We start from the raw sequence: 11,373 nt of genomic DNA on the forward strand, positions 1-11,373 counted from the left end.
GACCGGCCTGCACCTGATCCTGGGTGACGAAGAGTTTCTGGTGGACCGCGCTATCGCGTCGGTGCTGCGGGACGCACGGGCAGCAGCGGGCGACAGTAACCCCTCGGCCAGCGCTGCGGATATGCCGGTCGACCGGCTCCGTGCGGGCGAGGTCAGCACCAGTGAACTCGCCGAGTTGCTCAGCCCGTCACTTTTCGCCGATGAACGTGTCGTGGTGCTGGAGTCCGCGGCCGAAGCCGGGAAGGACGCGGTGGCCATCATCGAGTCCGCCGCCGCGGATCTGCCCGAGGGAACGCTGCTGGTGGTGGCCCACTCCGGGGGCGGCCGGGCAAAGGCGCTCGCCGAGCGGCTCAGGAAGATGGGGGCACAGGTCCATCCTTGTGCGCGCGTCACCAAGGCGTCCGAGCGCGCAGACTTCGTCCGGCGGGAATTCCGCGCGCTCCGGGTGAAGGTCGATGACGACACGGTGACCGCGGTGCTCGACGCGGTCGGCTCCGACCTTCGCGAGCTTGCCTCAGCGTGTTCGCAGCTTGTTGCCGACACCGGTGCAGACCTGGACGCGGCAGCCGTGCGCCGTTACCACTCCGGTAAGGCCGAGGTGAAGGGATTCGACATCGCAGACAAGGCGGTCGTCGGGGACGTCGCAGGGGCTGCCGAGGCGCTGCGCTGGGCGATGATGGGGGGCCAACCCCATGTGGTCGTGGCCGACGCGCTCGCTGAGGCTGTGCATGCGATCGCCCGCGTCGGACCGATGTCCGGTGACCCCTACCGGCTGGCCGGGGAGCTGGGCATGCCACCGTGGCGGGTGCAGAAGGCGCAAAAGCAGGCGCGGCGATGGTCGCGCGATTCGGTCGCCGAAGCAATGCGGCTGGTAGCCAGCCTCAACGCTGACGTCAAAGGTGCCGCAGCGAATCCCGATTACGCGCTGGAGACCGCGGTCCGCAGTGTTGCGGAGCTCGTCGACGAATGACCGGACTGAAGGCTGACCGGAACGGAGGCTGGCCGGTCGGAAGTTCTACTCAGATCTTGTTGAACGCTTGAGCGAGCGCGGACTTGCGGTTGGCGGCCTGATTCTTGTGGATGACGCCCTTGGTGGCCGCTTTGTCCAGCTTGCGCGTGGTTGAGGCCAGCAGCTCGCCTGCTTTTTCCTTGTCGCCTGCCTCGACGGCCGCACGGAATCCACGGATCGCGGTGTGCAGCGCGGACTTCACCGACTTGTTGCGCAGTCGGGCGCGTTCGTTGGTGAGGACTCGTTTCTGCTGCGACTTGATATTGGCCACGCGTGTATTCCTTCGTAAATCTCGATGGGATTGCCTAAATCTGTGGGCGCCCGGCGTGGGCAGCGACTCTTCAGGGTACCAGCGAGCCGATTAATGTCCCAAAGTGAACCCACTGGCCTGCCGAAACGACAGAAATGCTGCAGCATGGGACGGGTGCGCCCGCGCAATGGCGGCGTACGGGGACCTGACTCGTCTGCGGGGACCTGACACGACCAGATCACCACGCCGTTGGTGCGAGGAGAAGGAGCGATTTTGGCAACCGAGACCGCACGAACCGCACGCAGCAACTCCAAGACGGTGAAGCAGCACGACGGTGTCTTCGGTGGCTACAACAGTCTGGGCACGTATGCCAAAGCGTTCGACGAGATGTTCGACCGCAATGGCAACGTCCGGGGACCCTATAAGGGCATTCACACCGAACTCGCCCCCTCTGACGCCTCCGAGCTCGAAGCGCGCACCGAAGCCCTCGGTCGGGCGTTCATCGATCAGGGCATCACGTTCTCGCTCTCGGGTCAGGAGCGGCCGTTCCCCCTCGACCCGGTGCCACGGGTGATTTCGGCGGCGGAGTGGACCCGTCTGGAGCGGGGGATTCGCCAGCGGGTCAAGGCGCTGGAGATGTATCTGGCTGACATCTACGGCGAGCAGGAGATTCTGCGCGACGGCGTCATCCCGCGCAGGCTGGTGACTTCCTGCGAACACTTCCACCGCGAGGCGATCGGGATCTTCCCGCCCAACGGGGTGCGCATCCATGTCGCGGGCATTGATCTCATCCGTGACGGGCAAGGAACCTTCCGGGTTCTCGAGGACAACCTCCGCTCGCCCTCGGGTGTCTCCTACGTGATGGAGAACCGCCGCTCGATGGCACGGGTGTTCCCGGACCTCTTCGCGACGCATCGGGTGCGCTCGGTGGGCGACTACGCCTCGCATCTGCTGCGGGCCCTGAGTAATGCCGCCGCCAACAATGTCGCCGATCCAACCGTCGTGGTGTTGACCCCGGGCGTCTACAACTCCGCGTACTTCGAGCACTCGCTGCTGGCCCGGCAGATGGGCGTGGAACTCGTCGAGGGCCGCGATTTGTTCTGCCGCGACAACACCGTGTACATGCGCACGACCGAAGGCGAGCGCCAGGTCGACGTCGTCTACCGGCGTATCGACGACGACTATCTGGACCCCATGCAGTTTCAGCCGGATTCGGTACTCGGCGTAGCGGGAATCCTCAACGCCGCCCGTGCCGGCAACGTGGTCATCTCGAGCGCCGTGGGCAACGGTGTCGGTGACGACAAGCTGGTCTACACCTATGTACCCACGATCATCGAGTACTACCTCGGCGAGAAGCCATCGCTGGCAAACGTCGACACGTTCCGATGCTGGCTGGACGAGGAACGCGAGGAGGTGCTGGACCGGGTCGACGAGTTGGTCATCAAACCGGTCGAGGGCTCCGGCGGCTACGGCATCGTGTTCGGCCCGGACGCATCGGAGAAGGAGTTGGCCACGATCACCAGGAAGATCAACGCTGATCCACGCGGCTGGATCGCCCAACCGGTGGTGCAGTTGTCGACGGTCCCGACCCAGATCGGTGATGAACTCTCGCCGCGCCACGTCGACCTCCGCCCCTTCGCGGTCAACGACGGCGACGACGTGTGGGTGCTGCCCGGTGGGCTGACCAGAGTGGCCCTACCGGAGGGTTCTCTGGTGGTGAACTCCAGCCAGGGCGGCGGGTCCAAAGACACCTGGGTGCTGGCCTCGCGCTCATCGCGGGCCGACCGCGAACTAGGCGCTGCCGAGATCGTCCGTTCGCTTCCCAAACGCGCGAAGGGATCCAAGGCCGACAAGGGATCCAAGGCCGACAAGGACGGCGACGGATCCTCATCGCACCAGCAGAGTCAGCAACAACAAAGTCAGCAACAACAAAGTCAACAACAACAGCAGCAGCAACAACAACAACGGGCGGTAGTGGACTGATGTTGGCACGCAACGCGGAGTCGCTCTACTGGATCGGTCGCTACGTCGAGCGAGCCGACGACACGGCCCGCATCCTCGACGTCACCGTCCACCAACTCCTCGAGGACTCGAGCGTGGACCCCGACCAAGCGTCGCGCACCCTGCTGCGGGTGCTCGGGATCGAAGCGCCAGAGTCAGCCTTGGACCTGTGGTCGCTGACGAACCTGGTGGCATTCAGTCGGGACACCGATGGGGCCTGTTCGATCGTCGAGGCGATCTCGTCTGCCCGAGAGAACGCCCGTGGTGCGCGCGAAGTCACCTCCTCCGAGATCTGGGAGTGCCTCAACACCACCTACAACGCGTTGCCCGAACGGGAGCGAGCCGCCAAACGCCTTGGACCGTATGAATTCTTGTCGTATGTCGAGGGTCGCGCAGCGATGTTCGCCGGCCTGGCCGACTCCACCCTGTCCCGTGATGACGGATACCGGTTCATGGTGCTGGGCCGAGCAATCGAACGCGTCGACATGACGGTGCGACTGCTGCTGTCCCGCGTCGGCGACAGCGCGTCCTCGCCGGCATGGGTGACGGTGCTGAACTCCGCGGGTGCGCACGACACCTATCTGCGCACGCGGCGTGGCGTGCTCGATGCTGCCCGCGTCGTCGAGTTCATGGTGCTGGACCGGGCCTTCCCGCGTTCGGTGATGTACTCGCTGAGGCTGGCAGAACACAGCCTCGACGAACTGCACAAGCGACGATTCATCCGAGTCGGTGCCACCGCGGAGGCGCAACGCCTGCTCGGCAACACCCGCAGTGAGTTGGAGTTCCTGCCCCAAGGTGCGCTGCTGGAGTCGCTGGAAGAACGCCTCGCCACAATTCAGGTGATGTGCGCTGATGTCGGAGAAGCGTTGGCGCTGGAGTATTTTCACACGGCGCCGTGGGTGGCCTGGACGGATGCGGGTCGCGATGGCTCACTGGTGATCGAAGAGGGCGAGGTCTGAGATGTGGCGGATGCGAGTTATCCACGACACCGGCTATGCCTACAAGTCGCCGGTTACCGCCTCGTTCAACGAGGCAAGGCTCACGCCGAGGTCGGACCTGCGGCAGAACGTCATCCTCAACCGCGTCGAGACCGTACCGGCCACCAGGACATACCGGTACGTCGACTACTGGGGCACCGCGGTGACGTCGTTCGACCTGCACGCGCCGCACACCGAATTGGAGGTGACAGCGTCGTCGGTGGTGGAGACCGACCGGCCCGAACCGCCCGAGATCAAGCTCAGCTGGGAGGATCTGGCCGGCGAGGCGGTGATCGACAAATACGACGAGATGCTTTCCCCGACGCGCTACGTTCCCGCAAGCAAGCGGATCCAACGGGTGGGGCGCCGCATCGCCAAGTACAACGAACCCGCCGAAGCCGTCATCGAGGCTGCGCGGTGGGTGCAGGGCGAACTGGAGTACGTGCCCGGCACCACGGGAGTGCACACGTCGGGTGTCGACGCGTTGCGCGAAGGCAAGGGAGTGTGCCAGGACTTCGCGCATCTGACGTTGATGCTGTTGCGCAGCATGGGGATTCCGACGCGGTACGTGTCGGGGTACCTACACCCCAACCCCGACGCGGAGCTGGGCGAGACCGTCGACGGGCAGAGCCACGCCTGGATACAGGCGTGGACGGGGCAGTGGCGGCATTACGACCCCACCAACGACGCCGAGATCAACGAGCAGTACATCAGCGTCGGCGTCGGCCGGGACTACTCCGATGTCCCGCCGCTCAAGGGCATCTATTCGGGTGAGGGGTCCACCGATCTCGATGTCGTCGTTGAGATCACCCGGCTGGCTTGATCCTTCCCGGATCTAGCCTTTCGCGGCAGCTACTCCCGGGTGGACCTCCACCCGGTGCAGATCATCGCCGATCTCGATCTTTCGGTCGAACGCCGAAGCCGCCAGTGCGCGCCACTGCTCTTCCTGGCCTGGTTGGATCGCCGGCACGTAATGGGTGAGGATCAGAATGCCGACGCCTGCCCGGGCGGCGGTCTCGGCGGCCTGCTCAACTGACGAGTGGTAATCACAGATGTCCCGAATCCGCTGCATCGGTAGCGGTTCGATGAGATCTCGGCGAATCGCCGTGTGTACCAATGCCCCGGCGCCGGAGGCCAGTTCGTCGAGGGTCGGACAGGGCACGGTGTCACCCGCCAGCACAACCGAGGCTCCGTCGTATTCGATGCGGAATCCGATGGTCGGTGCGACAGGTCGGTGATCGGTGGGTGCGACCCGGATCTGGACCCCGTCGCGACCCCACACCACTCCGTCGGTCACTTCCTCCACTTCTACCGGTGGCGGCGTGCTCAGATCGGCGTGGTGGGCGATGCGATACCCGATATCGAAGTTGAAGGCCTTCAGCGTGTTCTCGACGACCTCGGCGGTTCCCGGGGGGCCGATGATCGGCAGCGGGGCGAGATCGGGAGCGAAGTTCGACACCCACCGGGTGATGAGCACGTCTCCCAGGTCGGCGATGTGGTCGCTGTGCAGATGTGTCAACAGCAGCGCGGTCACGCTGTTGGCCCCCACGCCGAGGGCGGCGGTGCGTTGCAGGACGCCACGACCGCAGTCCACGAGGAAGGTTTGATCGCCCGCGCGCACCAGCGTGGACGGGCCCGCCCGGTTCGGGTCAGGGATGGGGTTGCCGGTGCCCAGCAGGGTGACTTCGATCATGGAAGCCAGCTAACCCGCTGTCGCGGTGCCCGAGGGGGCAAAACGCCGAACGCGATGGTCTTTATTGCATAGCCTGTTGGGTAACAGGTCACGACGGGCGGAGAGTGCGATGCGGATATCCGACGTGTTGCGGGGCAAGGGCGAGACGGTGGCCACGATCACCCCGGAGACTTCGGTCGCCGGTTTGTTGACCGAGTTGTCCGCCCGCAATATCGGAGCGCTGGTGGTGGTCTCGCCAGATGGGCTGCTGGGCATCGTGTCTGAGCGGGATGTGGTGCGCATGCTGCACGAGGTGGGCGCTGACCTGCTGGGGCGTCCGGTGTCCGAGATCATGACGACGGTGGTGGCAACGTGTGCTCCGGAGGATTCGGTCGACAGCCTGAGCGCGTTGATGACGACGAACCGGGTTAGGCATGTCCCGGTCGTGGTCGATGGTCGGCTGGTCGGAATCGTGAGCATCGGCGACGTCGTCAAGACCCGCATGGAGGAGCTGGAACGCGAACAGCAGCAGCTCCAGGCGTACATCACCCAGGGGTGAGGGCGTGCCTCCGGCGATCGACGTCCGCGTCGCGCAGAAGGCGGACGTGCGAAGCCTCTCGCGCGTGCTCGGTCGGGCTTTCTTCGATGACCCCGTCCTGAGTTGGATGTTGCCCGATGACGGGCGTCGGGCTCGGGCGCTGCCGTTGGTGTTCGGGGCGATGACCCGGTACCACTTTCTGGCAGGCGAATCGGTCCAGGTCGCGAGCAGGCCCGAGGCGACCGGTGCTGCCTCGCTGGGTGCCGCGGCGCTGTGGGATCCGCCGGGCCGCTGGAAACAGACACCGCTGGAGGACCTGCGGATGATGCCGAGTTTCCTCTGGGCGATCGGACGCCATGTCAGGCGGGGCCAGAGCATCGCCGAGCTGATGAAGCAATGCCATCCCGAAGAGCCACACTGGTACCTGGCCGTCATTGGCAGCGACCCGGATGTCCGCGGGGCGGGTTTCGGGCAGGCGCTGATGCGGTCAGGGCTCGAGCGGTGCGATGCCGAGGGAGCACCTGCCTACCTGGAGTCGACCAATGAATCCAACCTGCCCTATTACTCGCGGTTCGGCTTCGATGTGACCGGTGAGATCACCATCCCGGGCGGCGGTCCCACCATGTGGCAGATGTGGCGCGCGTCGAGGTGATGGCGGGCATCAGGTCCAGGAGTACTCGGCGCGCAGGCGCGTCGCGACCAAGTCGAACACCTCACGGTTCAGGATCGCGCCCTCGCGCCTGATGCCCTCTTCGGGGACGTCGAGCACCCGGTCCAGACGAACCCAGCTGATCCGGCCCTCGTAGTCCCAGCCGCCGCTGCCGATGCTGATCCAGTTCGGGTCGTCTCGGTGGTGATCCTGGCTGGACAGCATCAAGCCGAGCAGGTTGCTGTGGTCGCGGCCGACCACCAGCACCGGGCGGTCCTTGCCTTTGCTCGGGTCGTCCTCGTAGACCACCCAGGTCCACACGACCTCGCCCGGGTCCGCCTGCCCGTCCAGGTCGGGCGCGTAGCCGACCTTGCGGGCGCGATGTGCGGTCGGGACGAATGTGCTGGACACCGGGCGGCCGGCGGGCAGCGCCGGGGTGGGGCTGTCGAGTGCCCCGGCCAGGGCGTCCAGACCGATCCGGATGCCCTGCTGAATGCCGCGTTGCAGGGTCTCGGACTGCTGCAGTCGTCCGACGAGCTTTGGTGCCTCGTTGAACACCAGGTTCTCGGTGTTCTTGAGCAAGAAGCGCTGAAACGTCTTCCACGATGACGTCATAGCTGCCAAGCATAAGCGCACGCCGGGATGCTCGATTGTGTCGCGGGGGGTTGTGCTCGATACTCTTGACGGGCTTGCGTCGGCTTTTCGGGTGCCGACTCGACCACGCTCACCAGGAGATTCCCATCAGCAGCTTCGCCGACAAGACCTTCACTGCGCCGGCGCAGATTCGGAACTTCTGCATCATTGCTCACATCGACCACGGCAAGTCGACGCTGGCCGACCGGATGCTCGGCATCACCGGCGTCGTCGCAGATCGGGACATGCGGGCCCAGTATCTGGACCGAATGGACATCGAGCGCGAGCGGGGCATCACCATCAAGGCCCAGAACGTGCGATTGCCGTGGACAATCACGGCGAACAGCGAGCAGGCCGACGACCAGCATTTCGTCCTTCATCTGATCGACACGCCTGGCCACGTTGACTTCACCTACGAGGTGTCGCGCGCGCTCGAGGCGTGCGAGGGCGCGGTCCTGCTGGTCGATGCCGCCCAGGGCATCGAAGCCCAGACGCTGGCGAACCTGTATCTGGCCCTGGACCGCGACCTGACGATCATCCCGGTGCTCAACAAGATCGATCTGCCCGCTGCCGACCCGGACCGATACGCCGGTGAGATCGCGCACATCATCGGTTGCGAGCCCGAAGAGGTGCTGCGGGTGTCCGGAAAAACCGGTGAGGGGGTCCGCGAGCTGCTCGACGAGGTGGTCCGGCTGATCCCGGCGCCGGTCGGCGACGCTGATGCACCGGCGCGGGCGATGATCTTCGACTCGGTCTACGACATCTACCGTGGCGTCGTGACCTACGTCCGCGTGGTGGACGGCAAGCTCAACCCGCGCGAGAAGATCAAGATGATGTCCAGCGGCACGACCCATGAGCTGCTGGAAGTAGGAATCGTCTCGCCAGAACCCAAGGCCACGGAGGGGCTCGGGGTCGGCGAAGTGGGCTATCTCATCACCGGTGTGAAAGATGTCCGGCAATCCAAGGTCGGTGACACCGTCACCTCGGCACGGCACGGGGCGATCGAGGCGCTGACCGGCTACCGCGAACCCAAGCCGATGGTCTATTCGGGCCTTTACCCGGTCGATGGTTCCGACTACCCGAACCTGCGCGACGCGCTGGAACGGCTTCAGCTCAACGACGCCGCGTTGACCTGGGAGCCGGAGACGTCGGTGGCGCTCGGGTTCGGGTTCCGCTGCGGATTCCTGGGTCTGCTGCACATGGAGATCACCCGGGAGCGGCTGGAACGTGAGTTCGATCTGGACCTGATCTCGACCTCTCCGAACGTCGTCTACCGAGTGGTCTTGGACGGCGCGGCTGATGGCTCCGATCTGATCGTGACCAACCCATCAGACTGGCCGCAGGGCAAGGTCGGCGCCGTGTTCGAACCGGTGGTGAAGACGACGATCATCGCGCCCAGCGAGTACATCGGCACGATCATGGAACTGTGTCAGGCCCGCCGCGGCGAACTGGGGGGCATGGACTACCTGTCGCCGGAACGCGTCGAACTGCGTTACACCATGCCGTTGGGCGAGATCATCTTCGACTTCTTCGACGCGTTGAAGTCACGTACCCGCGGCTACGCCAGCCTGGATTACGAGGAGGCAGGCGAGCAACAAGCCGACCTCGTCAAGGTCGACATCCTGTTGCAGGGTGAGGCGGTCGATGCGTTCAGCGCCATCGTCCACAAGGACTCCGCGGCCGCCTACGGCAACAAGATGACCACCAAGCTCAAGGAACTCATCCCGCGCCAGCAGTTCGAGGTGCCGGTGCAGGCTGCCATCGGATCGAAAATCATTGCCCGCGAGAATATCCGGGCCATCCGCAAGGATGTGCTCTCCAAATGCTACGGCGGAGACATCACGCGCAAGCGCAAGCTGTTGGAGAAGCAGAAGGAGGGCAAGAAGCGGATGAAGACCATCGGCAGGGTAGAGGTTCCGCAGGAGGCGTTCGTCGCAGCTCTGTCCAGCGAGGCGGCCGCGGACAAGGCGAGCAAGGACAAAGCGAACAAGAAGTAGCACGAAGCAGGAATTCCGATCCGCTCCCGCGTCCCCCCGCGACGTGCTACTCAAGTGTTACAGAAGTGACAGCTTCGGCAGGAGAGGCGAGATGGCGGGCCGGATTTCAGGGAAGCGCGGTACGCGTATCGCCGTCGTGGTCGGCGGGTGCGCCGCGCTCGTGGGCTGTGTCGGCGCCCCGGTCGACGATCGACCTGTCGTACGCATCATCGAGGCCGCCCAACCTTCGATAGCGATTCCGCTGGGAGAGTTCTTGCCGAGTGCCCAGGAACTGTCGGCGACGCTGGGTACCGGACCCCACGGCCTCATGGGGCAAGTCGTCGAGGGGGGCGACGAGATGTTGCTGCGCAGCGTTGGAGACGCCGAGGCGACTCCGGTGGACTGCGTCGGAACTGCCTACCGCCTGCAGAAGGCCGTCTATGACGGCGGCGACGTCCGGTCGGTGACCAGTAGTTCGTGGGCGGGCGGCGGCTTCGAGGGTCCGCCGGTCTCGGGCTTTTTCGGGGTAGTGCAGATGGCGAGCGCCGCCGACGCGCAGGAGTTCTTCGCCGCGACGGCCCAGCAGTGGCGACGCTGCAACGGTCAGACCGTGGCACTGCTCGCCTCCGGACCGGGGGCCGGGGAGTTGAGCAGGATCGGCGACGTGGTCTACGACGATCAAGTGGTCTCGGCGACGGTGCTGCATGCCTCGGGCGGTGCCGGTTCGGCGAGCGTCGCGCGGGCTCTCGGCGTGGCCGGCGACTGCATCGTCGACGTGGAAGTCACCGATCCTCGCGCCACGGCCGGCCCACGGCCCGCCACCGGCGTCGTCGAATTGATTCTCGACAAGATTTCGATGCAACGCTGATGATGGCAAAGCTGATGATGGCAAAGCTGAAGATCTGGAACCGCATCCCTACCTCGCCCCGCACCTGTGCCGTCGGCGCGGTGCTCGCGGCATCTGTGCTGCTGTCGGCCTGCGTCAGCGAGGTGGAGGGCACGGCGATCCGGGCACAGGGCCCGGGCGCCGACTTGCGCAGTGTTCCACCGCTGGACGAGGCCATGCTGGATGACATTCTGCTGACCATCAGTGAGCTCAACAGCATTGTCGGCTCGACTCGGATGGAGGTCACCAGCGACCTCGAGGAGATGACCGACCACTCCGCGGACGTTTCCGACCCGGACTGCCTCGGCGCGATCTACGGAGCCGAGGATCCGGTGTATGAAGGCACGGACTGGATCGCGGTGCGCGATCAAGTGGCGCGCGAACCCGACCAGGACAATGATCACTGGGTCGAGCAGACGGCGGTGCTGTATCCGGCGGCCGCCAATGCTCAGGACTTCTTCGACAGTTCCTCGGCCACCTGGCAGGACTGTGCCAACGAGGCGATCGCGGTGGCCGACGGGGACTACGTCTGGATTCTCGACGAGGTCGAAGTCGGTGACACGATGATCACCCAGATGGCCAGTCAAGAGGACGCCGGCGGATGGGCCTGCCAGCACACGCTGTCGCTGGTGTCCAACCTGACCGTCGAGGTGTGGGCGTGCGGCTACAGCATCTTCGACGACTCGGTTCAGATCGCGAGCGCGATGATCGAGAACGCCGCCGGCCAGTAGCTGCGGTTCGCGGTTGCCGCTCGGTGTTCGAGGTCAGTGGCGCGGGGATCG

The 11,373-nt window shown here is 65.2% G+C and carries 12 protein-coding genes; 9 read left to right on the top strand and 3 right to left on the bottom strand.

The window, feature by feature from the left end; translation table 11 throughout:
- Positions 1-7: 7 nt before the first annotated feature.
- Positions 8-970 carry a DNA polymerase III subunit delta gene (gene holA / locus ACPGXI_RS07640; RefSeq protein ID WP_526651525.1) on the top strand — a complete coding sequence of 321 codons (963 nt, stop codon included), beginning with the start codon at positions 8-10 and terminating at the stop codon, positions 968-970.
- A 49-nt stretch (positions 971-1,019) separates the two neighbouring features.
- Here holA and rpsT read toward each other — a convergent pair whose 3' ends face one another.
- Positions 1,020-1,280, bottom strand: coding sequence for a 30S ribosomal protein S20 (gene rpsT / locus ACPGXI_RS07645; RefSeq protein ID WP_526651444.1), 261 nt, complete (start codon positions 1,278-1,280; stop codon positions 1,020-1,022).
- A gap of 297 nt (positions 1,281-1,577) precedes the next feature.
- On the opposite strand from rpsT, the gene ACPGXI_RS07650 reads away from it, so the two are divergent.
- Genes ACPGXI_RS07650 through ACPGXI_RS07660 form a run of 3 tightly spaced genes read left to right on the top strand, consistent with a single transcriptional unit; the run spans position 1,578 to position 5,060 of the window.
- On the top strand, positions 1,578-3,242 hold the full coding sequence (locus tag ACPGXI_RS07650; protein ID WP_526651527.1) for a circularly permuted type 2 ATP-grasp protein: 1,665 nt from the start codon (positions 1,578-1,580) through the stop codon (positions 3,240-3,242).
- On the top strand, positions 3,242-4,219 hold the full coding sequence (locus ACPGXI_RS07655; RefSeq protein WP_526651446.1) for an alpha-E domain-containing protein: 978 nt from the start codon (positions 3,242-3,244) through the stop codon (positions 4,217-4,219). Before ACPGXI_RS07650 ends, ACPGXI_RS07655 begins: the two co-directional genes overlap by 1 nt.
- A gap of 1 nt (position 4,220) precedes the next feature.
- A complete protein-coding gene (locus tag ACPGXI_RS07660; RefSeq protein WP_526651448.1) occupies positions 4,221-5,060 on the top strand; it encodes a transglutaminase-like domain-containing protein in 840 nt (279 codons plus the stop codon).
- A 12-nt stretch (positions 5,061-5,072) separates the two neighbouring features.
- Here the strand turns inward: ACPGXI_RS07660 and ACPGXI_RS07665 are convergent, their stop codons facing one another.
- Positions 5,073-5,930, bottom strand: coding sequence for a ribonuclease Z (locus tag ACPGXI_RS07665; protein ID WP_526651450.1), 858 nt, complete (start codon positions 5,928-5,930; stop codon positions 5,073-5,075).
- 109 nt (positions 5,931-6,039) lie between these two features.
- On the opposite strand from ACPGXI_RS07665, the gene ACPGXI_RS07670 reads away from it, so the two are divergent.
- Both ACPGXI_RS07670 and ACPGXI_RS07675 read left to right on the top strand, forming a co-directional pair.
- Positions 6,040-6,468, top strand: a complete 429-nt coding sequence (locus ACPGXI_RS07670) for a CBS domain-containing protein (protein WP_526651452.1) — start codon at positions 6,040-6,042, stop codon at positions 6,466-6,468.
- 4 nt (positions 6,469-6,472) lie between these two features.
- Positions 6,473-7,099, top strand: coding sequence for a GNAT family N-acetyltransferase (locus ACPGXI_RS07675; RefSeq protein WP_526651454.1), 627 nt, complete (start codon positions 6,473-6,475; stop codon positions 7,097-7,099).
- A 9-nt stretch (positions 7,100-7,108) separates the two neighbouring features.
- Here ACPGXI_RS07675 and ACPGXI_RS07680 read toward each other — a convergent pair whose 3' ends face one another.
- Positions 7,109-7,711 carry a type II toxin-antitoxin system PemK/MazF family toxin gene (locus ACPGXI_RS07680; protein WP_526651456.1) on the bottom strand — a complete coding sequence of 201 codons (603 nt, stop codon included), beginning with the start codon at positions 7,709-7,711 and terminating at the stop codon, positions 7,109-7,111.
- 59 nt (positions 7,712-7,770) lie between these two features.
- Here ACPGXI_RS07680 and lepA point away from each other — a divergent pair, with 59 nt between their 5' ends.
- From lepA to ACPGXI_RS07695, 3 genes are all read left to right on the top strand, one after another.
- Positions 7,771-9,726, top strand: a complete 1,956-nt coding sequence (gene lepA, locus ACPGXI_RS07685; protein WP_526651529.1) for a translation elongation factor 4 — start codon at positions 7,771-7,773, stop codon at positions 9,724-9,726.
- Between the two features lie 91 nt (positions 9,727-9,817).
- Positions 9,818-10,573: a sensor domain-containing protein gene (locus ACPGXI_RS07690; RefSeq protein ID WP_526651458.1), complete on the top strand. Its 756-nt coding sequence runs from the start codon at positions 9,818-9,820 to the stop codon at positions 10,571-10,573.
- A 17-nt stretch (positions 10,574-10,590) separates the two neighbouring features.
- Positions 10,591-11,322, top strand: a complete 732-nt coding sequence (locus ACPGXI_RS07695; RefSeq protein WP_526651531.1) for a sensor domain-containing protein — start codon at positions 10,591-10,593, stop codon at positions 11,320-11,322.
- The last annotated feature ends 51 nt before the right edge of the window (positions 11,323-11,373 follow it).

This window comes from Mycobacterium sp. (assembly GCF_049608025.1).
Taxonomy (GTDB): domain Bacteria; phylum Actinomycetota; class Actinomycetes; order Mycobacteriales; family Mycobacteriaceae; genus Mycobacterium.